21 protein-coding genes, 1 tRNA gene and 1 pseudogene are annotated in these 24603 nt (G+C 46.5%); 13 read left to right on the top strand and 10 right to left on the bottom strand.

Going from position 1 to position 24603, the window contains the following annotated elements; translation table 11 throughout:
• Positions 1-11 precede the first annotated feature (11 nt).
• On the bottom strand, positions 12-941 hold the full coding sequence (locus ACK8P8_RS06160; RefSeq protein WP_369860721.1) for an ABC transporter substrate-binding protein: 930 nt from the start codon (positions 939-941) through the stop codon (positions 12-14).
• A gap of 10 nt (positions 942-951) precedes the next feature.
• Complete coding sequence (locus tag ACK8P8_RS06155; protein ID WP_369860722.1) at positions 952-1686, bottom strand: anti-sigma factor antagonist; 735 nt, start codon at positions 1684-1686, stop codon at positions 952-954.
• A 258-nt stretch (positions 1687-1944) separates the two neighbouring features.
• On the opposite strand from ACK8P8_RS06155, the gene ACK8P8_RS06150 reads away from it, so the two are divergent.
• Complete coding sequence (locus tag ACK8P8_RS06150; RefSeq protein WP_227215280.1) at positions 1945-4209, top strand: monovalent cation:proton antiporter family protein; 2265 nt, start codon at positions 1945-1947, stop codon at positions 4207-4209.
• A gap of 72 nt (positions 4210-4281) precedes the next feature.
• Here ACK8P8_RS06150 and ACK8P8_RS06145 read toward each other — a convergent pair whose 3' ends face one another.
• Positions 4282-4830 carry a DUF8439 domain-containing protein gene (locus ACK8P8_RS06145; RefSeq protein WP_099292091.1) on the bottom strand — a complete coding sequence of 183 codons (549 nt, stop codon included), beginning with the start codon at positions 4828-4830 and terminating at the stop codon, positions 4282-4284.
• A gap of 104 nt (positions 4831-4934) precedes the next feature.
• A pseudogene (locus ACK8P8_RS06140) lies at positions 4935-6020 on the bottom strand (DNA polymerase III subunit gamma/tau); the annotation flags it as partial.
• A gap of 572 nt (positions 6021-6592) precedes the next feature.
• Here ACK8P8_RS06140 and ACK8P8_RS06135 point away from each other — a divergent pair.
• The 7 genes from ACK8P8_RS06135 (at position 6593) to ACK8P8_RS06105 (ending at position 14501) form a co-directional block, all read left to right on the top strand.
• Positions 6593-8074, top strand: coding sequence for a 4Fe-4S binding protein (locus ACK8P8_RS06135; RefSeq protein WP_369860723.1), 1482 nt, complete (start codon positions 6593-6595; stop codon positions 8072-8074).
• Between the two features lie 20 nt (positions 8075-8094).
• Complete coding sequence (locus tag ACK8P8_RS06130) at positions 8095-9492, top strand: aldo/keto reductase (RefSeq protein WP_369860724.1); 1398 nt, start codon at positions 8095-8097, stop codon at positions 9490-9492.
• Between the two features lie 188 nt (positions 9493-9680).
• Entirely contained in the window at positions 9681-11999 is a 2319-nt protein-coding gene (locus ACK8P8_RS06125; protein WP_369860746.1) for a TonB-dependent receptor domain-containing protein, read from the top strand.
• 11 nt (positions 12000-12010) lie between these two features.
• Positions 12011-12523 carry an ECF transporter S component gene (locus tag ACK8P8_RS06120; protein WP_369860725.1) on the top strand — a complete coding sequence of 171 codons (513 nt, stop codon included), beginning with the start codon at positions 12011-12013 and terminating at the stop codon, positions 12521-12523.
• A gap of 12 nt (positions 12524-12535) precedes the next feature.
• Entirely contained in the window at positions 12536-12727 is a 192-nt protein-coding gene (locus ACK8P8_RS06115) for a Sec-independent protein translocase subunit TatA/TatB (RefSeq protein WP_099292085.1), read from the top strand.
• On the top strand, positions 12724-13515 hold the full coding sequence (gene tatC, locus ACK8P8_RS06110; RefSeq protein WP_369860726.1) for a twin-arginine translocase subunit TatC: 792 nt from the start codon (positions 12724-12726) through the stop codon (positions 13513-13515). The genes ACK8P8_RS06115 and tatC overlap by 4 nt, the downstream gene beginning before the upstream one ends.
• A 41-nt stretch (positions 13516-13556) precedes the next feature.
• Positions 13557-14501 carry a DUF362 domain-containing protein gene (locus tag ACK8P8_RS06105; protein WP_369860748.1) on the top strand — a complete coding sequence of 315 codons (945 nt, stop codon included), beginning with the start codon at positions 13557-13559 and terminating at the stop codon, positions 14499-14501.
• 93 nt (positions 14502-14594) lie between these two features.
• On the opposite strand, the gene ACK8P8_RS06100 is transcribed toward ACK8P8_RS06105, so the two are convergent.
• On the bottom strand, positions 14595-14783 hold the full coding sequence (locus tag ACK8P8_RS06100) for a hypothetical protein (RefSeq protein WP_099292082.1): 189 nt from the start codon (positions 14781-14783) through the stop codon (positions 14595-14597).
• 218 nt (positions 14784-15001) lie between these two features.
• Between ACK8P8_RS06100 and ACK8P8_RS06095 the strand changes: the two genes are divergently transcribed.
• Positions 15002-15078: transfer RNA gene (locus tag ACK8P8_RS06095), tRNA-Arg, on the top strand.
• Between the two features lie 250 nt (positions 15079-15328).
• Positions 15329-15829, top strand: coding sequence for a thiol peroxidase (tpx, locus tag ACK8P8_RS06090; protein ID WP_369860727.1), 501 nt, complete (start codon positions 15329-15331; stop codon positions 15827-15829).
• A 26-nt stretch (positions 15830-15855) separates the two neighbouring features.
• Here tpx and tnaA read toward each other — a convergent pair whose 3' ends face one another.
• Positions 15856-17232: a tryptophanase TnaA gene (gene tnaA, locus ACK8P8_RS06085; RefSeq protein ID WP_099292080.1), complete on the bottom strand. Its 1377-nt coding sequence runs from the start codon at positions 17230-17232 to the stop codon at positions 15856-15858.
• 257 nt (positions 17233-17489) lie between these two features.
• Positions 17490-18794 carry a DEAD/DEAH box helicase gene (locus ACK8P8_RS06080; protein WP_369860728.1) on the bottom strand — a complete coding sequence of 435 codons (1305 nt, stop codon included), beginning with the start codon at positions 18792-18794 and terminating at the stop codon, positions 17490-17492.
• A gap of 236 nt (positions 18795-19030) precedes the next feature.
• Between ACK8P8_RS06080 and ACK8P8_RS06075 the strand changes: the two genes are divergently transcribed.
• On the top strand, positions 19031-19279 hold the full coding sequence (locus ACK8P8_RS06075) for a DNA-binding protein (RefSeq protein ID WP_099292078.1): 249 nt from the start codon (positions 19031-19033) through the stop codon (positions 19277-19279).
• A gap of 148 nt (positions 19280-19427) precedes the next feature.
• Positions 19428-20606, top strand: coding sequence for a class I SAM-dependent rRNA methyltransferase (locus ACK8P8_RS06070; RefSeq protein WP_369860729.1), 1179 nt, complete (start codon positions 19428-19430; stop codon positions 20604-20606).
• An 81-nt stretch (positions 20607-20687) separates the two neighbouring features.
• Here the strand turns inward: ACK8P8_RS06070 and ACK8P8_RS06065 are convergent, their stop codons facing one another.
• A complete protein-coding gene (locus tag ACK8P8_RS06065; protein ID WP_369860730.1) occupies positions 20688-21524 on the bottom strand; it encodes a PepSY-like domain-containing protein in 837 nt (278 codons plus the stop codon).
• 151 nt (positions 21525-21675) lie between these two features.
• Here ACK8P8_RS06065 and ACK8P8_RS06060 point away from each other — a divergent pair, with 151 nt between their 5' ends.
• Positions 21676-22878: an MFS transporter gene (locus ACK8P8_RS06060; RefSeq protein ID WP_099294483.1), complete on the top strand. Its 1203-nt coding sequence runs from the start codon at positions 21676-21678 to the stop codon at positions 22876-22878.
• A 149-nt stretch (positions 22879-23027) separates the two neighbouring features.
• Here the strand turns inward: ACK8P8_RS06060 and ACK8P8_RS06055 are convergent, their stop codons facing one another.
• Both ACK8P8_RS06055 and ACK8P8_RS06050 read right to left on the bottom strand, forming a co-directional pair.
• On the bottom strand, positions 23028-23636 hold the full coding sequence (locus ACK8P8_RS06055; RefSeq protein ID WP_099292075.1) for a response regulator transcription factor: 609 nt from the start codon (positions 23634-23636) through the stop codon (positions 23028-23030).
• Positions 23623-24327 (bottom strand): hemerythrin domain-containing protein, encoded by a 705-nt coding sequence (locus ACK8P8_RS06050; protein WP_227215257.1) that lies wholly within the window; start codon positions 24325-24327, stop codon positions 23623-23625. The genes ACK8P8_RS06055 and ACK8P8_RS06050 overlap by 14 nt, the downstream gene beginning before the upstream one ends.
• Positions 24328-24603 lie beyond the last annotated feature (276 nt).

The following is a 24603-nucleotide window of genomic DNA, read 5'->3' as shown; positions in this document are numbered from 1 at the left end:
CCGCAAATGTCTTATTTGACAAAATCCTGATACCGGACAGGGGGGGTATCTCGCGTGATTAGATATTGCACCCCCAGATTAAATCCCTTTTCAGTTAATTTAAAACTCTTCTCGCCCGTTTCCATGTCGTGCTGCAACCGCAGGGTTTCATCTAACATTCGACTCTGGTGATAACGATTGGTGGCAATATTGTTTTCGCGCACGATCGCCATCACGATATCGAGAGCCTTTTCCCGGTTTCGCTCCACCCAGTTCCAGCCGCGGATACTTGCTTTTACAAATTTACGGATCATGTCCTCGTGGGTATTGTAATACTCTTCCGTCACGTAAAGACCGCCTTCCGGAAGGTTGTACCCATACTCGGCAAGGCGGAACACGTGGCAAGAATCCGGACGCATCCCGTACTCTTCCAGTTGCGGGTACTCGTTGAAACTATAGGTAATGAAAATATCGGCAGCCCCGGATAAAAATATATTTACCCCTCCGTTGAAACGTATCCACTCGACGTCCAAACCGGAAACCCGGGTGATGCGTTCGAGCAAGTCCAACGGCAAACGGTTCCACACGGCTATTTTCTGATGATTCAACGAGGCGATATCCGGTAGCGGGAAACGACTGACGAGCATAAGACCGTTGGTCTGGGAGGTCTGCATCACGTTCACGATACGCCTCCCCGCGTTGACCATGGTCAATGCGTTAGAAAGATTCGAAACGATAATCTGCACCTCCCCCCTCTCTAAAAAAGAGAACGAAGTTTCGGATACCGTGGGATGCCGGACACGTACATCCAGCCCCTCCTCCCTGTAATAACCTAAGCTATCCGCGACGTAATAACCGGCAAACTCCGATTGAGCTGTCCAACTGGGCATAAACACGATTTGTTGTGCATCTGTCGAAACATATAGTAAAACAAGAACGCACACGACCAAAAAGGGTTTCATGACTATCGGTTTATCGAATGGTGAATATAGACGTGCAACCTGTCATCTCGAATATTTTATAAATATCCGGTGTCATGGCTTCCAGTATCAATTGACCTTTATTTTTCATCACGCTCTTTTGCAACAGGATAAAACTGCGAAGCCCGGCACTGCAAATGTACGACAGACTCTCGCAGTTGACTATGATACGCGGCGTCATCTCTACCAGCAAAGGTTGGATAGCCGCGTCGAATTCACGGGTATTCGCGGTGTCCAACCGCCCCCCGATAGCGACAATCGTCATTCCTTCTATCCGGCAGGTATTGACTTCCACTGTTTTCTCCTTCTCGATCGTCATGTTTACCTTTTTCTTCATCACCAAACGATTCTCCTTGCCCGTGCATTCATAGAAAATCTCATCCATGATCTTACGGATCAAGAAAATCCCCAAACCATCCAGAATCCGGTGTTCTAACGGTAGCGTGACATCCGTTTCCTCTATTAATGTAGGGTCGAAAGAAATGCCGTCGTCAATCAACGAAAAGGTAAGTTCATCCCCGGTCGCCTCGATGCGCAAAGTCACTTCATGCGACTCCCCCGGCGGATAAGCATTCTTTATAATACTAGCGATAGCCTCTTCCAAGGCAAGGCTCAATCTCATAACGATAGAAGACGGGAGATGTAATAATCCTCCCACACCTTCAAAAAACTTGATCACACGAGTGATTTCTTCCGGCTTATTCACAAAGAAAATCTCTTTTTCCATGATAACACAATTATAGTAGTAACAACTATTCCTCACGCACGAAGCAATAAAACTACACCTAAGTTTCACCCCAAAGGTAGAGAAAATATTTATTCCATAGAACAAAGTTCTTGAATAAATTCACAAGAAACTATCTAAATAGATTGATTTACAACAAGAATAAACTACAAATCCATCTTAAACGAAAAACATGCCGTCATCCCGTATATCCAATCCATAAAAGCATTAACTTTGTCGCCGATAATAATAAACAGCTATATGTCGGGCATTCCTGTTTTAATTTCGGATCTGGCGGTCATTCTTTTTTCTGCAGGACTGATAACCATTATTTTTAAATGGCTAAAACAGCCGGTCGTGTTAGGATATATTATGGCAGGCATCATCGCGGGACCTTACACGTTCGGCGGCCCCATGGTCACAGACTCGGCAAATATCCAAATATGGGCCGATATCGGGGTTATTTTCCTCCTGTTCGCCTTGGGACTCGATTTCAGTTTCAAAAAGCTGATGAATGTCGGCGGTACCGCCATGATTAGCGCCCTCACGATCGTGGGAGCTATGATGATGTTGGGATACTCTGCCGGACTGGCACTCGGCTGGGGGCACATGAACAGCCTCTTCCTCGGGGGTATGCTGTCCATGTCGTCCACGACGATTATTTTCAAGGCTTTCGAGGACATGGGATTACGAGGGCAACGTTTCGCGGGGGTAGTCTTCGGTATCCTCGTCGTGGAAGACCTTTTCGCCGTTGTCTTGATGGTATTGTTGTCCACCTTGGCGGTAAGCAAGCATTTCGAGGGAATGGAAATGGCAAACAGCATACTGAAACTTGTCGCTTTCCTTGTTTTTTGGTCGATCACGGGTATTTTCCTGATACCCACTTTTCTCAAAAAAGCGAAACAGTGGTTGAATGCCGAAACACTGCTCGTCGTGTCGCTAGGTTTATGCCTCGGCATGGTTTTATTGGCAGTTAAGGCGGGTTTCTCTGCGGCATTGGGGGCATTCGTCATGGGTTCGATTCTGGCTGAAACCGTAGAGGCGGAGAATATCGAACACTTAATCAAGCCGGTAAAAGACCTTTTCGGGGCAATATTCTTTGTTTCCGTCGGCATGATGATCGATCCCGCCATGCTGATCGAGTACTGGTTCCCGATCTTGTTGATCACCGTCGTGGTCATGGTGGGACAAATTACCTTTTCCGCTTTCGGAATACTACTTTCCGGTCAGAACTTGAAAATAGCCATCCAGTCCGGTTTTTCGCTCGCACAAATCGGCGAATTCGCGTTTATCATCGCGTCACTGGGAATGTCGCTGCACGTGACGGACGAATTTCTCTATCCTATCGTTGTTACCGTATCGGTCATTACCACGTTCTTTACCCCCTACATGATCCGGCTATCGGAACCGGCTTACCGGTTCGTGAATAATCATCTGCCCCAAGCATGGATTCGCTTCCTTGACAGGTACAGCACGGGAACAAACACGATACACCATAAAGGGATGTGGACCCGGCTACTGAAGGCCTTATTACGTATCGTGATTACCTACACTATACTCTCTATCTTCACGATCGTCCTTTTCCTGCAATACCTCACGCCGATTATCCGACAGGAATTACCGGGGATACAAGGCGGAATAGTCAGCGCTATTGCCATATTGTTGCTGATTTCCCCGTTTCTCCGTGCCATGATGATGAAGAAAAATCACTCGGAAGAGTTTCAACACCTCTGGAACGACAGTAAATACAACCGGGGACCGCTCGTGTCGCTCATCGTGCTGCGTATAGCCTTGTGTATCGGAATTGTCATGTTCGTGATTTCCAGCCTCGTGAACGTGGCGGCAGGACTTTTATTGCTGATCGCGAGTGCCATTATCCTGTTTTTCATTTATTCCAAACGACTGAAGAAGTATTCTATCCTGCTGGAAAGGCGTTTCCTACGTAATTTCACGGCACGCCAACAGGAGCAAGAACGCAAATCACCTATCAAACAACGTTTCGTGCAACATTTGCTCAACCGGGATCTTCATTTGGCAGATTTCGAGGTGTCACAATCCTCTCCCAGCGTGGGGAAAACATTAAAAGAATTGAATTTCCGCCAATCCTGCGGGGTAAGCGTGGTAACTATCATCCGCGGCGAGGAACGCATCAATATCCCCGGCGGCGAGGAACGTTTGTACCCGTTTGACCATATCATCGTGGCAGCGACAGATAAAGAGATCGAAGTGTTCCGTAAGTTCGTGGAAGACCGGGTGGAAAAAAGAAAACAGGAACTGGAACAGCAACGCCCGCCCGAAGTCAGTCTGGAACAATTCATAATCGAGGAAAACACCCCGCTGGTAGGGCATTCCATCCGGGAATCCGGCATCCGGGATAAAGCCGCCTGTCTGGTCATCGGTATCGAACGCAACGGCACGTCCACCATGAATCCCACCCCGGACACCATTTTCGAGGCAGGGGATGTCGTGTGGATCGTGGGCGAAAGGGATAAATTAATCCATTTGGCAGACGGGGAAACGATCTAAATTCCTCCACACAAGCTGACGCTTATTCTGTGATTTAATGCTTTCAGTTCCTGTCATTCTCTAATCACAGAATCACTCTATTTCCAACCCGAAAAGGGCTTTCAATTCACCGACAGCGGGATTAATAGTCACGAAATGTTCAAACTTATCTTTAGAGGTAAACAGACGCTTCTTTTCCTCCCCGTTATTTTTTTCCACGTAGATTTGCACGTTCAGCGTGATATACCCGTTATTCAGTTTCTTCATCAAGAAAGAAAGTAATGCCGGATGTAAATCCATGACTCTGGTCAACAGGAAATCATTATCCACTTCAATCGTAATGACAAATCCCTCCACTTTAGGCGCGTGGGACAAAAGGGCGATCTTCGCCGCCTTATCCTCCTCACCCAAGGTAGCGAGGAATGTTTCCAACGCACCCGACACGTCGGCAAGGGAGAATTCACTTTGAGCCTTCACCCGGTTATCATCAGTTTTTACACTCTGTCTCTCCCGCGGCTCGTTGTGTTTCTCCTTCGTTTCCTCCAATGCCTTTTTCAAATTGAAAGAATGTATATTCTCGGGCTTTCCGCCTGTCTTCGGAGTTACAACGCTGACACGCTTCTCCTCCGCAGGTGGCGTCACACTTACACTGTCCCCGTTCGCTTGCTGGAATTTACCGCTAAATCCTTCGATCTTTAATAACCCGGCAAACTCCTCTATACTAAGGCTTTTTTTTTTAGCTCATTAATCTGGCACAATTTAATCAGAGTGAGTTCCACACACAAGCGTTTCTCCATGCGAATTTTATACTGCATCTCGCATTGCTCGATGACTTTCAAGGCGTCGAAGATGAAATCAGGAGTTACCGTCTGTGCCTGTTGCAGGTAACGCTCTTTGATGGAAGCACTCACTTCCAATAATTGTACTGTTATCGACTCTTTCGCCACTAACAGATCGCGAAAATGTCGACCGAGCCCCGATATCAAGTTTCCGGCATCGAATCCCTTTTCCATGATCTCGTTGAAAAGCAAGAACGTTTCGGCCACCTTCCCGGCATAGAACAAATCGGTTAACCTGAAATAGTAATCGTAATCCAACACGTTCAGATTCTCGATCACTTTATCGTAGGTCAAATTCTTACCACAGAAACTGACTACCTGGTCGAAGATAGAAAGAGCGTCACGCATCGCCCCGTCAGCCTTTTGGGCGACCACGTTCAAAGCCTCCTCCTCCGCCTGTATTCCCTCCTTTGCCGCTATGCGCTTCAAATGCTCGATTGTGTCAGGCACCTTAATCCGGTTGAAGTCATATATCTGACAACGCGACAATATAGTCGGCAGAATCTTGTGCTTTTCCGTCGTCGCCAGAATAAATATGGCATGGGCGGGCGGTTCTTCCAATGTCTTCAGAAACGCATTGAAAGCCGAGGCACTCAACATATGCACCTCGTCGATAATATACACGCTGTAACGCCCCACCTGCGGCAATATCCGTACTTGGTCTACCAATCCACGGATATCATCCACGCTATTGTTCGAGGCGGCATCCAGTTCATGTATGTTCAACGAACGCCCACTGTTAAACGCCCGGCAGGACTCGCATTCGTTGCAGGGTTCCGCGTTGGGTTGCAAATTCATGCAATTAATCGTCTTGGCAAAAATACGGGCACACGTCGTTTTCCCGACACCGCGCGGTCCGCAAAACAAATAAGCCTGTGCCAATTGTTTATTAAGGATAGCGTTTCTCAACGTGGATGTAATCGAGTGTTGCCCTATCACTGTATCGAAACTTGCAGGTCTGTATTTACGCGCCGAAACAATATAATTCTCCATGAATAATAACTTTCTATTTACTTGTGACTTTCTTTGAACATCGGTCTACAAAATTACAAAGTAAAATGAATTATCACTCTACAAAATCAATTTATTTTTCCTACCGACATCAAACAACTGACATTCCACGATTTATGCCCCCTTCCCCCCGACATGTCAAAATATTTTCAGGTTTCCTCCCGTTTTCGAGAAAAAATTCTAAAACGCTCCATAATATTATTCTTAATATAAATGATAATAACATGTATTTCTGAATTATTAAATTTTATTCAAATACAATTTAAATTCTATTATTTTTCTATTATAATAGGCTTTAAATAGGAGTTGAATGGGAATTGAATAGGAGATGCTACAAATCAACTATAAGTATAATACATTATATATAAACACAAATTAACTTATCTTACATAAAACTCTAGAGAAAACAGAGTCATATTTTCTCACGACTCCGTTTTAGTGGAATTGATTTATTTTCGTCATTAGTTTACATTTTTTCGCTTTAAAGCAACAAGTGTATTAATCAGAGTATTACCCGGATATCTTTGCCGTGTAAACTCAAAAACAAAGACGTGATGCTACGAAAACTCAGATTGACACTTGCTATGATTTGCCTCGTGCTCATCACCCTCCTCTTCCTCGATTTCACGGGAACGTTGCACGGGTGGTTCGGCTGGCTGGCAAAAATCCAATTCCTCCCCGCCGTTCTGGCACTAAACGCGGGAGTTGTCGTATTCCTCGTCCTCCTCACCCTGTTGCTCGGACGAGTGTATTGCTCCGTGCTCTGCCCCTTGGGTGTATTTCAAGACGTGGTGGCATGGTTCGGGAAACGGCGAAAGAAACTACCCTACTCCTACTCCCCCGCTCTGTCGTGGTTGCGGTACGGCATGCTTGGAGTCTTCATTATCGCGCTCGTCGCCGGGATAAGTTCCGTAGTCGCCCTGCTCGCGCCTTACAGCTCTTACGGGCGTATCGCCGCCAACCTCTTCGCCCCGGTATGGCAATGGGGTAACAACCTACTCGCTTACATGGCACAACGGGCGGACAGCTACGCTTTCTACGAGACGGACGTGTGGCTGAAGAGTCTGCCGACCTTCATCATCGCCGTCGTGACTTTCGCGGTAATCACCATACTGGCATGGCGCAACGGGCGCACGTACTGCAACACCGTCTGTCCCGTGGGCACCGTGCTGGGATTCCTCTCCCGTTATTCGCTCTTCCGGGTAACGATTGATGCCGACAAGTGCAACGGGTGCAGCCTATGCGCCCGCCAATGCAAGGCAGCCTGTATCAACCACAAGGAACACCGCGTGGATTATAGCCGTTGCGTGGCATGCATGGACTGCGTCGCTACCTGCAAACATGGTGCTATCCGTTACGAACGCCGCCACGCGCAACCGTCGCAAGCAGGTGAAACATCCGCGGTAAACAAAACACGCCGCGACTTCCTGTCCGTCGCCACGCTACTGGCAAGCACCACCGTGCTAAAAGCACAGGAGAAGAAAGTGGACGGCGGACTTGCCGTTATCGAGGACAAGAAAATCCCTCATCGCAACACGCCACTCACGCCTCCCGGCTCTCTCGGGGCTCGTAACATGAGCCGGCATTGCACTGCCTGCCAACTATGCGTGACGGCTTGTCCCAATGGAGTATTGCGCCCGTCGGGCAACCTGCTCACGCTGATGCAACCGGAAATGTCCTACGAACGGGGGTATTGCCGACCGGAATGTAACCGTTGTTCCGAAGTATGCCCGGCAGGAGCCATCCTCCCCATCACGGCAGCAGACAAATCCTCCATCCAAATCGGTCATGCCGTGTGGGTAAAAGAAAATTGCGTGCCGCTGACCGACGGCGTGGAGTGCGGCAACTGTGCCCGCCACTGCCCCGCGGGAGCTATCGAAATGGTGGCATCGAACCCGGACATGATGGACTCACCCCGGATACCCGTGGTAAACACCGAACGCTGTATCGGCTGCGGTGCCTGCGAAAACCTGTGCCCGGCACGTCCCTTCAGCGCCATTTACGTGGAAGGACACGAGATGCATAAAACCGTTTAACGTTTAAAAGAGGAAAAGATATGGACAACAAGAATAAAAAAGAGATAAACCGACGGGAATTTTTGAAAGTACTAGGCGCGGGAACGGTGGTCACGGCAGCCGCATTACACGGTTGCCGTCCGCGGAATAACTCCGCCAACGGCAACATGGCAAACCAACAAACGGGTGAAATGACCTATCGCGTCAACCCGACAACGGGCGACAAAGTTTCGCTGCTCGGGTACGGTTGCATGCGTCTGCCGACCATCGCCAACTCCAGCGCGAGAGATAGCCAAGACGAAATCGACCAAGAAATGGTAAACCGACAAGTGGACTACGCCCTCGCCCACGGGGTGAACTACTTCGACACGTCGCCCGCCTATTGCCGGGGACTCTCGGAACACGCCATGGGCATAGCCCTCAGCCGACACCCGCGGGACAAGTATTTTATTGCCACTAAATTATCTAACTTCTCGCCCGACACGTGGAACCGGGAATCATCCCTCGCCATATACCGCAATTCGCTTAAAGAATTGCAAACGGATTACCTCGATTACATGCTGCTCCACGGCATCGGCATGGGGGGAATGGAAGCCCTGAAAGGACGTTACCTTGACAACGGCATGCTCGACTTTCTGGTCGCGGAACGTGAAGCGGGACGTATCCGCAATCTCGGTTTCTCCTATCACGGTGATATCGAAGTTTTCGACTACCTGTTATCACGACACGACGAAATCAAATGGGACTTCGTGCAAATCCAACTCAATTACGTGGACTGGAAACACGCCAAGGAGGTAAACACCCGCAACACCGATGCCGAATACCTGTACGGGGAACTCTCCAAACGAGGTATTCCCACCATCATCATGGAACCCCTGCTGGGCGGACGTCTGGCAAACGTGCCCAATCACATCGTCAGCCGCCTGAAACAACGTCGCCCGACGGATAGCGTGGCATCGTGGGCGTTCCGCTTCGCGGGCTCGCCGGAAGGAGTATTAACCGTATTAAGCGGCATGACTTACATGGAACACTTGCAAGAGAACCTTGCTACTTATTCCCCGCTGGAACCCTTGACCGATGACGAAAAAGTATTTTTGGAAGAAACGGCTCAACTGATGCTGAAATACCCCACGATTCCCTGCAACGACTGCAAATATTGTATGCCCTGCCCGTACGGCATCGACATCCCTTCCATCCTCATTCATTACAACAAATGCGTGAATCAAGGGAATATACCCGCCGGAAAACAGGATGAAAATTATCGTAAAGCACGACGTGCATTCCTCGTCGGTTACGACCGTAGCGTCCCGAAACTACGTCAGGCAAACCATTGTATCGGTTGCAACCAATGCGTGCACCACTGCCCGCAGAACATCGACATTCCCGGTGAACTGCACCGCATCGACAGGTTCGTGGAACAATTGAAAATTGAAAGTTGAAAATTGAAAATTGAAAAATCAATTAACCTGTAAAAATGGTAACAACAACTGTAATTCATGTCACAACAAAGTAAACCGGATAACCTAACTTCGCGTCAAAACAAAAGAACCACATCATGACAGAAAGCACAACAGAACCACAACATGCTGACGCACACAACCTGCAACTCGCCGAAGGCGAATGTAACCTGCAACCTGCAACTTGCCAAAGGCAATCCCTCATCGACTTATTGCACGACGGCGGGTACTCCTGCGTTATCGCGAAAGGAACGGAAACCCGTACTTTCAGCCAACGCGGTGTTGCAGACCTGTACGACCTGCTGGAACAAGAGCCCTCGTTCATGAAAGGAGCGCAGGTAGCGGACAAAGTGATTGGCAAAGCGGCAGCGGCACTCATGGTGTTGGGCGGCGTGGAAAGCGTCTACACGGACACGATTAGCGAACCCGCCCTAGCGCTGTTGCGTGAAGCCAACATAGAGGTATGCTTCACCAGACGCGTCCCTCTCATAAAGAATCGCACCAAAACAGGCTGGTGCCCGTTGGAATCCGCCTGCCTCGATATTAAATCGGCACGGGACATCTTCCCCGTGATACAAAACTTCATATCAAAAATAAGAATGACTAAAAAATTGGCATGTGCCTTGTTTACATGTATGCTCCTTGGCACGGGTTTACAGGCACAATCACGAAAGGACACGACCGAAGTCGCCCGTAACTACACCATTAACGAGGTGGTGGTCACCGGGACACGCAACGAAACGGATGCACGTCAACTTCCCATGACCGTCTCCGTCGTGAACCGGGAAACAATTGAAAAACGACTTGACCCCTCGTTGCTTCCTATCCTGACGGAACAAATCCCGGGACTGTTCATCACCAGCAGGGGTATCTTGGGATACGGCGTATCGACAGGGGCTGCCGGGGGCATGAACTTGCGGGGTGTCGGGGGAAACTCCACCACCGGATTGCTCGTGCTCATTGACGGTCACCCGCAATACATGGGACTCATGGGACACCCCATCGCCGATGCCTACCAATCCATGCTGGCAGAACGCGTGGAAGTTGTAAGAGGTCCGGCATCCGTGCTCTACGGGTCGAACGCCATGGGCGGTGTAATCAACATCATCACCCGCCAACAACGGGATGACGCCGTGAAGACAAGCGCCCGCCTGAGTTACGGCTCGTACAATACCCTCATGACCGAAGCCGCAAACAGCGTGAAACGAGGCAGATTCAACAGCATCGTGACAGGTTCATACAACCGTACCGACGGCCACCGCGAGGACATGGGATTCGAACAATACGGCGGATACGCCAAAGTGGGATACGAATTGAATAACACGTGGAGTATGTACGGCGACGTGAACGTCACACACTTCAACGCCTCGAACCCCGGTACGGTCAACGCCCCCCTCTTGGACAACGATTCCCGCATCACTAGAGGCATGACCTCGTTCGCCCTAACCAACCGTCACGAGAAAACATCCGGCGCGTTGAGTTTCTTTTACAACTGGGGACGCCACGAGATTAACGACGGCTATTCCAAGGGAAAAGAACCGCTGGCGTACCGCTTCCACTCGAAAGACATCATGCTGGGCGTATCCCTGTACCAAAGCGCAACCCTGTTCAAGGGCAACCGGATAACCCTAGGCGCTGACTTCCAACACTTCGGCGGTGAAGCTTGGAATCGTTTCGTCACGGACGGGCACGAGGAGGAGATATCCGACAAATCGGAAAACGAAATCGCAGGATACGTGGATTTCCGACAAGCATTGACAGAATGGCTCACCGTGGATGTAGGAATACGCGTAGACCACCACTCGGTAACGGGTACGGAATGGATACCACAAGCCGGATTGTCGGCATACCTGCCCAACAACAGTAGCCTGAAAGCGATGGTAAGCAAAGGCTTCCGCAACCCGACGATAAAAGAGTTGTACATGTTCCGTGTCGCCAACCCGGATTTATTGCCGGAACGGCTGTGGAACCACGAGCTATCTTACACGCAACGCCTGCTGAACAACAAGCTTCATTACGGGATAAATCTTTTCTATATCAACGGGGAAAATATCATCAGCCCGCAAATGGTAGACGGACGCCGAATGAACATCAATACCGGGAAAATAGAAAACTGGGGAGCGGAAGCCAACGCAGCTTACCGTATCCACCCGGAATGGAATATCACCGCCAATTACAGTTGGCTACGCATGGTACACCCGATAGTGGCGGCACCGGAGCATAAGCTATTCATCGGGGCTGACTTCACGAGGGGACGGTGGAGTGCATCGACAGGCGTACAATACGTGGCAGGACTTTACACCTCGGTTGACCCGGTGGAGAAGAAAGAGAGTTTCGTGCAGTGGAACGCGAGAGCCAGTTATCGCCTGAGTCCCTTCGCCCATGTCTTCGTACGGGGAGAAAACCTTCTGGCACAACGGTATGAAATAAACGATGGCTTCCCCATGCCCAAGGCTACATTCATGGGGGGAATAAATTTACACTTCTAAAACGAACAAATATGAAAACAACAGCAATTCAATTGTACACCTTAGACTACAAAGAAGCGAAAACCTATCTCGCGGCATCGCTCTTCATCGTCGGCAACATGGTGCTGCCACAATTATGCCATCTCGTGCCGCAAGGCGGGACCACGTGGCTGCCGATATATTTCTTTACCCTCATCGGTGCTTATAAATACGGTTGGAAAGTAGGACTGCTCACGGCGGTATTCTCGCCCGTGCTCAACTCCCTGCTGTTCGGTATGCCGCCCGCGGCTGCCTTACCGGCGATTCTGCTGAAATCCGTGCTACTGGCTGTAGCCGCAGGATACGCCGCCCAACGATTCAAACGTGTTTCCATCCCGCTCCTCCTCGCAGTTGTATTATCTTACCAAATCGCAGGCATACTCGGGGAATGGGCTATGATTGGCGACTTCACCCGTGCCGTGCAGGACTTCCGTATCGGATTGCCGGGAATAGCCCTGCAAATCTTCGGGGGATACTCGTTTATTAAATACATTATTAACAAATAAAAATTCCAGCTTATGACATCCATGATTTTATTCCTTATCGGGACACCAGAAATATTGTTTATAGCGCTTATAGTACTGTTACTTTTCGGCGGAAAGAAAATACCCGAATTAATGAAGGGCATCGGTAAAGGTGTTCGCAGCTTCAAGGACGGAATGAACGGTATTGAAACCAAAATAGAAAAAGACACAACCGAAGAGAAATGAATGCGACGGACAACATAAAGGAACAGACCTTTTGGGAGCATCTCGACGAACTGCGCAGCTGCTTGATACGAATAGGCGCGGTCGTCGTGATATTCGGGATAGCGGCGTTTCTGTTCAAGGACGAAACGTTCGCTATCATTCTGGCTCCCAAAAGCGACAGCTTCATCATTTACAAAGCATTCGCCTTTGTAAGTGAACGGCTGTCACTGCCGGATGTCGCCCCGGAAGCCTTTTCCGTCAAATTAATCAACACCGGACTGGCGGAGCAATTCGTGATACATATGCGGGCAGCCATATACACGGGCATCCTCATCGCTTCACCCTATATCATCTACACCTTGTTCCGGTTCATCTCTCCAGCCCTGTACAGCCAAGAGAAAAAATACGCCGCACGGGTAGTCGGGAGTAGCTACGTGATGTTCATGCTGGGTGTCGCACTAAGCTATTTCCTGATATTTCCACTGACATTCCGCTTTCTCGGTACATATCAAGTGAGTGGCGAGGTGGAAAACATGATTTCCCTGCAATCGTACATGGATACCCTCATGATGATGAACCTGATGATGGGCATCGTCTTCGAGATACCTATCTTATGCTGGCTGCTAGCTAAATTCGGGTTGCTCTCTGCCGCTTTCATGCGCCGTTATCACCGTCACGCGATAGTCGTAATCCTCGTGCTCGCCGCTATCATCACCCCCACGTCGGACGTCTTCACCCTGTTAATGGTATCGCTTCCCATGTGGCTACTGTATGAAATCAGCATTTTAATTGTTAAACATACACGTTAAAAAGTTTATATATGAAAACGAATCTGTTACCTATTTTAATTATGACACTCGTGTCACCACTTACAGCATTCAGCTATAATTCACCCTCGAAAGAGGAAAGCAAAAAAAGCCTTCCCAAAGTTTACATGGTCAAAGAAATCAGCCCGGAAAGCCTTCTCCGCATATACGAAGCACTTGGGCGGGAAGCCACGGGAAAAGTAGCCGTTAAGATTTCTACCGGAGAACCGGGCGGCAACAATTACTTGAAACCCGCGCTTATCGGCGATCTCGTGAAAAAAGTAAACGGTACCATTGTCGAGTGTAACACCGCTTACGGCGGCGGACGGGCAAACACGACCGCCCACCTGCAAGCGGCCAAAGACCACGGTTTCACAGCCATCGCCGAAATCGATATCATGGACGCGGAGGGAGAAACAGCACTCCCGGTCAAGGATGGCAAGCACCTGAAAGAAGACTTCGTGGGTTCGCACTTTCTGAATTACGACTTCACGATTATCCTTTCGCACTTCAAGGGACACGCGATGGGTGGCTTCGGTGGCGCGATCAAAAATATGTCGATCGGCATCGCTTCCTCGGCAGGAAAAGCATGGATTCATAGCGCCGGAAAGACAAAAGACGACCCGTGGAGCAACCTGCCCGAACAAGACAATTTCTTGGAATCCATGGCTGAAGCCGCCAAAGCCATCGCCGACCATTGTGGCGAAAAGATTCTCTATATCAGCGTAGCCAATAACCTATCGGTCGACTGTGACTGCGCCTCTGCCCCCGAAGATCCAAAAATGGGCGACATCGGCATCCTCGCCTCCCTAGACCCCGTGGCTTTGGACAAAGCGTGTGTCGATCAAGTGTACTCTTCACCTGATCACGGACGTATCCACTTGATCGAACGGATGGAATCCCGCCACGGCATACACACGCTCGTCCACGCCGAGAAATTAGGCATGGGCAGCCAAAAGTATGAATTAATCCTACTGGACAAGGAATAACAAAGGAAGTATTAACCCTCCACCCTGTTTATAAAGGAAATTAAAAACCGCTTACCGGACTCTACCCAAATTAAGAGGCTGCCGAACAGCCTCTTATTTCTCCCGAATCTTCTTCAAAAACGTCATAAAACCATAAACCGTATCAAATATACATCTTTTCCTTCCCGCTACTTTTAACTCCGCTTCCAAAACCTTTTCCAACGCAGACAGCACGTTATCACAATCCGAAATACCAAATCCCGACACTTGGGATACTTTTTCCATCAATTCTATTCTGTTCATACTTCCATTATTTAATTATAAAACAAAAATATCCCCTATCTTAATACCATTTCAAATAATAAGACAAAACCACTGATTTACGAGACAAACCACCCCAATTACCAGACAATATCTATATCCTTCTGAAATTTCTGCAAATAATATAATAAAAAGTATCCCTCAAAGTTTGCATTTATAACGGAAAGCACTATATTTGCACCGTCAAAAAAATGACACCCGGTTCGGTAGCTCAGTTGGATAGAGCAACGGCCTTCTAAGCCGTAGGTCTTGGGTTCGAATCCCAACCGGATCACCACATTTAAAACAACTTACTTATTTACAGTAAGTTGCTTTTTTATTAAGAACATATTTAAAAACGTAACTCTTTACTCTATTTTTAGGTCAAGTTCCTATAGAGAAATATATTTTCATTCTTCATCTCTTTTCGCAAACTTTTTTAAGGAATAACCCGTAGAACAAATTGTAAAATTTCTTTTTGCGAAACAAGAATTAAAATTATACATTTGAAGATACATATTAAGTCAAACATTTAAATTTTAAACACTATGGCAAAAGTAACACTTGCTGGTAACAGTATAAACACGAAAGGTAACTTACCTTCAGTAGGTTCCGCGGCTCCGGATTTCTCGTTAGTAAAAACGGATTTGTCCGAATTGACATTAGCCGACCAAAAAGGAACACGTGTTGTCCTGAATATTTTCCCGAGTCTTGATACAAGCGTATGCGCTACATCCGTACGCACTTTCAATAAATTAGCCGCAGAGATGAAAAATACGGTGGTACTTGCTATATCAAAAGACCTCCCTTTCGCTCACGCACGTTTCTGCACGACGGAAGGAATTGATAAAGTAATCCCTCTATCTGCATTCAGGGATCATAAATTCGGGGAGAAATACGGGGTGGAAATGATTGACGGCCCATTAGCAGGTCTATTGGCTCGCTCGGTTGTCGTTATTGACGAAAACGGGAAAATCGTTTATGAAGAACTCGTACCGGAAATCACACACGAACCTAACTATGACGCCGCATTGGCATGTTTGAAATAATAAAAAGGGGCTTTCGCCCCTTTTTATTATTTAGCACGCTCTAATTGAACGGTAAAGTGACGCATTAACGGTGCTTCCCAAGTAATTTGGAAACCACGAGTAATCTGCTCACGACGATCAAATACATTTTTCAAGGCAACGGCTATCACGTCCATATGATTGTTCGTGTACACTCTTCTCGGGATAGCCAGACGCAAAAGATCCAAACCACCGAAACGGTTTTCACGAGTTACCGGATCACGGTCAGCCAAGATATAACCGATTTCGCAACCGCGAATACCGGCCTCCAAGTACAATTCTACCGTCAACGTCTGAGCCGGGAATTCTTCTTTCGGTACATGAGTCAATACTTTCGGGGCATCGATAAACAAAGCGTGACCTCCGGCGGGACGTTGATAAGGAATACCAAATTCATCCAGACGTTTTGCCAAGTATTCCACTTGTTTGATACGGGTTTCAAGATTATCGAACTCTGTATTTTCATCCAAACCGATAGCCAGAGCGTTCATATCGCGACCGTTCATACCACCATAAGTCAAGTACCCCTCGAACTGCACGCAGAAGCCCTTAGCTCCCTCGAACCAGTCTTGGTGGCGGGTAGCGATGAAACCTCCCATGTTCACGATAGCATCTTTCTTCGCGCTCATGGTCATACCGTCAGCGTTATCGAACATCTCTTTCACGATCTCTTTGATCGTCTTATTTTGATAACCCTCTTCACGAGTCTTGATAAAATAAGCGTTCTCAGCGAAACGAGCCGAATCGAACAACACGCGTTTGCCATATTTATCGGCGATAGCACGCACTTCCTTGATATTTTTCATGGAAACAGGCTGTCCTCCTGCCGTGTTGTTCGTAACCGTCACGATAATAAACGGAATCTTGTCAGCATGTTCTGCCAACACTTTCTCCAATTTCACCGGATCCAAGTTTCCTTTAAACGGAATCTCCAATTGGGTATCTTTTGCCTCGTCGATAGTCACGTCCCAAGCGATAGCCTTACGTCCCTCGATGTGCCCCTTCGTGGTATCGAAGTGAGAGTTACCGGGAACGATATCGCCTTCTTTTACTAAATAAGAGAAAAGCACGTTCTCGGCAGCGCGTCCTTGGTGAGTCGGGATAATATAATCGAATCCGGTCAAACGGGTAATCATATCCTTCAACTTGAAGAAAGAAGATGCCCCGGCATAACTTTCATCACCCAACATCATTCCTGCCCATTGGCGGTCACTCATGGAACCGGTTCCGGAGTCCGTAATCAAGTCTATATACACTTGCTCCGAACGTAATTGAAACACGTTGTAGTGAGCCTCTTTAATCCATTGTTCTCTCTCTTCACGAGTACTTTTACGGATGGGTTCAACCATCTTAATCTTCCAAGATTCTGCAAAAGGTAATTCCATAATCTTTAAACTTTAAATAGTTAATGATATAAATAATTATAATATGATTTTCCAATCAAACAACCTTAAAAGGTCATCATGTTAAATAAGGAAATAATAAATGTGAGGACACGAGAGACCCCACCTTCAACAAACAAAGGTGTCGCGCTTCTTAATATTTAAGAAAAGTTTACTTACTAATATGACGCTCTTATCTTTCATCGAAGCAAATTTGGGAAAAATAATAAAAAAGACCAAGGAAATCTTGGTCTTTTTTATTATTTCTTTTTTTTCTTCGCGTTTCGCTTCCGCATCACGTTTCGTCGATTATCTTCCGCCGTGTAACTATTTTTGGCTTTCTTCTGGTGGAAAGCACCTCCCCCTTGTTGTCGTCCCTGCTGGTAAACGATATTACTTGTTTGCACCTGTTCCTCTTCCAGCAACAACTGGGATATTTCCAACTTCTCCGGCAAATCCAACACCTCCACGCTTTGATTAATCAACCGCTCGATATCCGTGAAGCGGTCTTCCTCTATCTCGGACACGAAACTGATTGCCACTCCCTCTTTTCCCGCACGAGCCGTACGCCCGATACGATGCACGTATTCCTCCGCCAAAGAAGGAATATCAAAGTTTATTACATGAGTCACATCCTGCACGTCAATACCGCGTGCCGCCACGTCTGAAGCCACGAGGATACGAGTTTCCCCTTCTTTAAAAGCACGTAAAGCGTTCAACCGGGTATTCTGTGCCTTGTTCGAGTGTATCACGCTCAACTCTCCTTTCCAATGATCCGCCAAGCGTTCCACGATCCGGTCGGCATTCTTCTTTGTCTCGGTAAATATCATCACTTTCTTGTATCTCTCCTTATCCGCAAGCAACACTTTCAACAAATTGATTTTCGTCGTGATATTCGGCACGTCATAACGGAATTGCTCCACGTGTTCCACCGGAGTTGCTTGACGTGCAACTTCCACCCGCACCGGTTCTTTCAAGAAATCACGGGATAGACTTTCTACCGCTTCCGAGAATGTAGCCGAAAACAACATCGTTTGATGCTTCTCCGGTAATACTTCGAATATACCCTTTAATTGCGGCAAGAACCCCAAATCCATTAACCGGTCGGCCTCATCCACCACGACCGTTTTAATCATTTTCGTCCGGATGATACCATTATAATATATATCCATAAAACGACCGGGTGTGGCGACCAATAAATCTACCCCCTCGAACACCTTATCTTGTTGAGTCCTTATATTCGTACCGCCATACACGCCCACGCAACGGATATCCATATATTCCGTCAGCAATTCAACACTCTCGCACACCTGCACGACCAACTCCCGCGTAGGCACAACCACCAATGCTCTCGGCACCACCCCTTGCGCGTAATGCAACTTCATCAACATCGGGATCAGATAAGCCAGCGTCTTTCCCGTACCCGTCTGTGCTATACCGATAAGGTCTTTCCCGGAACGACTGACAGAAAAAACCTCTTCCTGAATAGGGGTCGGGTTCTCGAAACCAGCCTCTTCCAACGCCATTAAAATCTGCTTATTTATATTCAAATCCTGAAATCCCATAGGTATCATGTTTTAAGTCTATTTATCCGCGAAGGTACAAAAAAGTAGGCACTCGGCAGAAATAAATTTATTTATAAAATAAATTGCATCTAAATATCAAAAATATCACACTCATATTCAAAACGATACAACAAGACATACCCGTTACAAAAAACGCCATAATCAATCCTATATTTGTTTTTTTCAAAATAATGTTCTAAATTTATTGCAGGTAAAACCTCTAAAATTACTACGCTATGACTTATACTATTACTTTTAACGAGTTAAGGAAGATCAAAGACATGTTACCCCACGGAAGTATGCAAACTATTGCAGACGATTTGGGCATCAGTACTGACACAGTGCGTAACTACTTCGGAGCCGATAATTATGACAACGGAGGTTCTAGTGCCGGAATTCACGTGGAGCAAGGACCGGACGGGGGAATTGTAGTCTTAGATGACACTACCATTCTGGACAAGGCCAAGGAACTCCTGAACGTGTAGAAAAAAATTAGAGCCGGGAACTGTCGAAAAAACGTTCCCGGTATTTTTTTACCGCTTTTTTATCTACTTTTGCAACGGCAAGTTCATGGTATAAACTTGTAACCTGCCAACTTGTAACCTGTAACGTCGCACGGCGACATAATATATTATGAGCAAAATAGTACTAAAAGCCGGTAAAGAGAGATCCTTGTACAGACTTCACCCGTGGGTATTCTCGGGTGCCATCGCCAAAAAAGACAATGACATCCAAGAGGGAGATGTCGTGAAAGTATATGACCACGACAATGAATTTCTTGCCGTCGGGCACTACCAGATCGGGAGTATTGCCGTGCGTGTACTCAGTTTCAAAGAAGAAACGATTGATTATCCTTTTTGGGTAGAACGCATCCGTCAAGCATACCACACCCGCGTTGCCATCGGTCTGGCAACGGCATCGAATAATAACGTTTTTCGTTTGGTACATGGTGAAGGAGATGATCTTTCCGGGCTTATCGTGGACTATTATGCCGGGGTAGCCGTGGTACAATTCCACACCGTGGGCATGTACAAGGCAAGAGAAGAGATCACGAAAGCCCTTCTCGAAGTCATGGGCGACAAAATCACCGCCATATACGACAAATCGGAAGGAACTCTCCCCTACAAGGCAGGACTGAACCCGGCAAACGGCTACTTGTACGGGCACACCGATAACTTTATCGCCACCGAAAACGGACTGAAATTCAACGTGGACTGGCTCGAAGGCCAAAAAACGGGTTTCTTTATTGACCAACGGGAAAACCGAAGCCTTTTGGAACAATACTCTCAAGGAAAAAACGTACTCAACATGTTCTGTTACACGGGTGGCTTCTCTTTCTACGCCATGCGAGGCGGAGCAAAACTCGTGCATTCGGTTGACGCCTCGGCAAGAGCTATTGAACTGACCAACCAAAACGTGGAACTGAACTTTCCCGGTGATTCCCGCCACGAGGCATTCGTGGAAGACGCTTTCAAATTCTTGAATCAATCCCACGACAAATACGACCTCATTATCCTCGATCCCCCGGCATTCGCCAAACACCAAAACGTACTTGACAATGCCATACAGGGTTACAAAAAACTCAACCGCAAAGGTATCGAAGTCGTGAAACCGGGTGGTATCATCTTCACCTTCTCGTGTTCTCAAGTGATGACGAAAGACTTGTTCCGCCAAACCGTGTTCACCGCGGCGGCAAACACCGGACGCAAAGTCAAAATATTACATCAATTGACACAACCAGCCGATCACCCGATCAGCATTTATCACCCGGAAGGGGAGTATTTGAAAGGATTGGTGTTATACGTGGAATAGCATTTAATGAAAAGAGTATCCGAAAAGTTATTTTTGGATACTCTTTATCAATCTAAAACAGTTCACTAGAAAACAAATATCTTAATCTAATCGAATACTACCATCGGGATAAATCTCCACGGATATATCCATTGAATGTTCTTTTTTTAGCAGGAAATGATACACGTTATCACCGGAAGCATACTGGATAAAGTGTATATTGTCTATCGAAAAAGTATTATACGCTTCACCTTTCAGCACATCCAATACCACTTGCGGCACATTTGCCTCCAGTACAGGCCATGAAGTTTTGATCCAGCTATTATCGCGAGCGAACAGAACTTCTTTTACTTGATTTTCATCAAGGATATCCACTTCCAAGATTCCGTCTTGCCAACGTTCATCATGGACAACCAATGCTTTCGGATAATTTTGCGTGATAAAACTGCTAACTGTTGCCGGTAAATCTACCGCGTTTTCCTCCGCTTGTTTTATCAATTCACCCTCTTCATCAAAATAAAGATACATCTCTTGATTAGCATTTTCTATCTCCAGACGATACACGGGAGATGTATTCACCCGATCCACGTACTCCACATCCTCAACTTTCCAAGAGCCGTATATACTTCCGGTAAATCCGGTTTTTACCTTTTCCGGCAGATTAGCGTACAGCATATCTTTCTCCGTCATCACCCATTCGCCGTCTTTACCGAACCAAGCCTCACATTCCTGCCCCGCCTCACGGAATTCAGCTTTCTCATACACACCGTTTTTCTCCCATGTCACGGCTGTCGCGTTCGGGAACTTCGCCGTAAAAGCTTCCACGACACTCTTTCCCGGCTTGTAATTCTTATCATCATCATCATCGTCATCATGACAAGCGGCAAAAACAAATAACGAGGCAATCCATAGGGTTACCATCAAAATCTTTCCTCTCATAATCTTTCCTATTTATCTGTTTAACATTATGTTCCTACTATCCCTTCTAACGAAAAACAGGAGCAGAAGGTTTCTATCGAAAAAAAACAAAATAACAGGACAATCTGTTCGCGGATTGCTTACTTTTGCACCGGAATTTAAGGACTATGAAATGGATAATTGTCAAGAAATAAGCACATCCGGGAAAAGCACGAAAGACAATATCATCTCGATATGTGTCTTCTTGTCGGGATTCTCTTGTTTTGCACAGTTGTATTATTTTCAACCGTTATTGCCCGATCTTGCACACGAGTTCAACCTATCGGCAAGTTATAGCAGTCTGGCTATTTCGTTTTCAACCTTAGGTATGGTCATCGGACTATTTACCGCCATGTTCGTGGCGGACAGTATCCCAAGAAAAAATTTAATCAGTGCGGCACTATTGTCCTCTTCTGTCGCCTCGGTAATCTGTTCATATTCAAATTCCTTTTTCTTGCTCGTGGCGCTCAGTGCCTTAAAAGGCTTTTTGCTATCGGGAGCGACATCCGTATCGCTGGCATACATATCGGAAGAAGTATTACCCAAGAACAAAGGTAAAATTACCGGGTTATACATCGCCGGAAACGCACTCGGGGGAATGGGCGGACGCGTGATTTCCTCATATCTCAGCACGGAATTCTCGTGGCGGACAGCATCCGCTTCTATCGGAGTGTTATGTGCCGTCTTCGCGATCTTATTCTTGATTTTCAGTCCTCGTTCCATTAATTTCAAGCCGAAGAAAGAGAACTTCAAATCACTCATCATTTCCAATTTGCATTTGCTCACTTCAGCCAAATTACTCCCGTTCTATCTGATTGGCTCACTTATGCTGGGAATATTCGTGAGCCTGTACAATTATCTAGGTTTCTACCTCGTGAAAGAGCCTTTCAATTTTCCGGATTACTTGATTCACTACATTTACTTCATGTACATTTTCGGGGTATTCGGTTCTATCGCTACCGCAAAACTCACCGCACGATACAACCATTTCAAGATACAGAAAACCATCGTATTATCGTCCGTGGCGGCACTCCTGTTGTTGTACGTGAACAATTTCTGGATCGTCACTCTGGGGCTAGCCATTTTCACGTTCAATTTCTTCGTGGTGCATGTCATCTGTAACCGTGTCGTGAGCGACTACAATCTACAAAAACGCTCTGTCACCATATCCATATACCTTCTCTTCTATTACATGGGTTCCAGCGTATGGGGATCAGCCACCGGCGTCGTCCTCGACAACTTCGGCTGGCAATGGTTTATCGCCACGCTCATCGCCCTAACGTTCATCCTATACGCCATCGCTTACAGGGGCGCACGGTTGATGCGGGAAAATTAAAAAGCTCCCGTCTGTACGACGAGAGCTTTTTGGCAAAATTTTTTCAATGGCTTACGTTGAAAAGAAAAATCATATTATTAACATTACAAAGATCTCGATTTTACTCTTTCCCCACAATCCCCTACATTAGGTATATTTTCGACAAAAAATCATTCCACCTCATTAATATCGATGAGATTATTCAAAATAGCATACACCGTAAGTCCCGATACGGACTTAATCCCGGTTTTCCGGATGATATTTTTCCGGTGCGTGATGACCGTGTGCACGGATATATGATGCTGGTCGGCAATCTCCTTATTGATTTTCCCTTTTGCCAATGACACCAATATTTCTTTCTCCCGCTCGGAAAGTTCATTTTTATCTGCCGCGTCAGACGGAGCATTCAGCGCATCCAGCGATTGCAACAACTTTTGTGCTATCTTCTCCGAATCATCCGAGATGTCGATCACCGTGTGATATTGTTTCAACACTTCCGGTTCTATATATTGATATACCAAAGCTACTAAAGCCGCATTTCTCATTCCCTCGAACAACTCTTCCAAGTGTTGTCGCCTTTTCGGCTCCACGGTCGAAGGATTAATAATAATAATATCCGGTTCGAGATGATTTATCTTCTCCACGCAATGATAGCAATCGGCAAGTGAGGCAACAACCTCAAAATCATGCCTAATCTCTATTAACTTCCGCAAACCGGTCGATATGATCATTGACGGCTCAATAATAACAATCCGATAACATTTATTATTGCTTGCCATACTGTTGTTCTAATTTCTTGACTAACGGGATTAGAATTTTATCCTCGATTAAAGAATGTTTGCTTAAATCCTCTTCTAATGAAAATATACCGAACAGCACCCGGATACGCATTTCCGACAGCGCATCTCCTTGTAAATACTTCATTATAATATTTTTCAAGTCATTCAGTTTATCATCTATATTACTGTGATTCTCCTTGAATTCCTCGATCTCGTAATTTCCCGAACGACTCCCGTGCACGATACCGGAAATATAGGGGAAAACCGTGTCCTCCTCGTAGGCGAAATGTCGGATAACCTCATTCTTATACTCGTTGAAAAAAAGATGAAGTATCTTTTTATGATGTTCCTCGCAATTCTCGGAAATCTCCTTCAACTGTTCCTCTATCACGAACATCCGGCTATTGAGATAATAATCATGAGAATTTTTCAAGTAAGCAATCAACTGGTCTACATCCGGCCCGATACGCTCGATTTCCTTATCCGTGGGCAAATACGCTTCATTGCTGTACACGTTACAGATCATCAGAAACAGAGGGCAAGATACATGATTCGCCTCACAACACTCCTTTACGGTCTTGTCCCCGAATCCCAGATTCAACCCGAAACGATGCAAAAGCAACAAGAGCGAATAATCGGCATGAATAACATCTGCCAGTTTCATATCAGCAGAAAATAAACGTGAATTCATAGTAGTATTTTTATCACAAATATTGGAAATATTCGACTCTCCACCAAGTTTATTCATCAGTTTATAGAATTATTTATAATATTTCACGACATCAAAAGTACAAAAGTATCCGAAGCAATAACATCCTCAAAATCGGGTAAAAGCACGGGCACCCATCCCCATAAATGGGGATTATATCCCTGTAAATCGAATTATCCTTCGTATTTCACACAAGATCGCCAATATATAGTAAATGAAATTTATTGTTCATTAAAGAAGAAATTATAATTTTGTCAG

This window comes from Butyricimonas muris (genome assembly GCF_046365375.1).
Classification (GTDB): Bacteria; Bacteroidota; Bacteroidia; order Bacteroidales; family Marinifilaceae; genus Butyricimonas; species Butyricimonas muris.
This window is presented reverse-complemented; position numbering and strand designations above follow the sequence as displayed.

Bases quoted from the DNA above. Each gene is read 5' to 3' on its own strand.
- tnaA (WP_099292080.1), bottom strand. From the start codon at position 17,232: ATGGAATTACCTTTTGCAGAATCTTGGAAGATTAAGATGGTTGAACCC.
- ACK8P8_RS06115 (WP_099292085.1), top strand. From the start codon at position 12,536: ATGACATCCATGATTTTATTCCTTATCGGGACACCAGAAATATTGTTT.
- ACK8P8_RS06120 (WP_369860725.1), top strand. From the start codon at position 12,011: ATGAAAACAACAGCAATTCAATTGTACACCTTAGACTACAAAGAAGCG.
- ACK8P8_RS06105 (WP_369860748.1), top strand. From the start codon at position 13,557: ATGACACTCGTGTCACCACTTACAGCATTCAGCTATAATTCACCCTCG.
- tatC (WP_369860726.1), top strand. From the start codon at position 12,724: ATGAATGCGACGGACAACATAAAGGAACAGACCTTTTGGGAGCATCTC.
- ACK8P8_RS06055 (WP_099292075.1), bottom strand. From the start codon at position 23,636: ATGGCAAGCAATAATAAATGTTATCGGATTGTTATTATTGAGCCGTCA.
- ACK8P8_RS06060 (WP_099294483.1), top strand. From the start codon at position 21,676: ATGGATAATTGTCAAGAAATAAGCACATCCGGGAAAAGCACGAAAGAC.
- tpx (WP_369860727.1), top strand. From the start codon at position 15,329: ATGGCAAAAGTAACACTTGCTGGTAACAGTATAAACACGAAAGGTAAC.
- ACK8P8_RS06155 (WP_369860722.1), bottom strand. From the start codon at position 1,686: ATGGAAAAAGAGATTTTCTTTGTGAATAAGCCGGAAGAAATCACTCGT.
- ACK8P8_RS06080 (WP_369860728.1), bottom strand. From the start codon at position 18,794: ATGGGATTTCAGGATTTGAATATAAATAAGCAGATTTTAATGGCGTTG.
- ACK8P8_RS06070 (WP_369860729.1), top strand. From the start codon at position 19,428: ATGAGCAAAATAGTACTAAAAGCCGGTAAAGAGAGATCCTTGTACAGA.
- ACK8P8_RS06075 (WP_099292078.1), top strand. From the start codon at position 19,031: ATGACTTATACTATTACTTTTAACGAGTTAAGGAAGATCAAAGACATG.
- ACK8P8_RS06065 (WP_369860730.1), bottom strand. From the start codon at position 21,524: ATGAGAGGAAAGATTTTGATGGTAACCCTATGGATTGCCTCGTTATTT.
- ACK8P8_RS06130 (WP_369860724.1), top strand. From the start codon at position 8,095: ATGGACAACAAGAATAAAAAAGAGATAAACCGACGGGAATTTTTGAAA.
- ACK8P8_RS06100 (WP_099292082.1), bottom strand. From the start codon at position 14,783: ATGAACAGAATAGAATTGATGGAAAAAGTATCCCAAGTGTCGGGATTT.
- ACK8P8_RS06135 (WP_369860723.1), top strand. From the start codon at position 6,593: ATGCTACGAAAACTCAGATTGACACTTGCTATGATTTGCCTCGTGCTC.
- ACK8P8_RS06050 (WP_227215257.1), bottom strand. From the start codon at position 24,327: ATGAATTCACGTTTATTTTCTGCTGATATGAAACTGGCAGATGTTATT.
- ACK8P8_RS06160 (WP_369860721.1), bottom strand. From the start codon at position 941: ATGAAACCCTTTTTGGTCGTGTGCGTTCTTGTTTTACTATATGTTTCG.
- ACK8P8_RS06150 (WP_227215280.1), top strand. From the start codon at position 1,945: ATGTCGGGCATTCCTGTTTTAATTTCGGATCTGGCGGTCATTCTTTTT.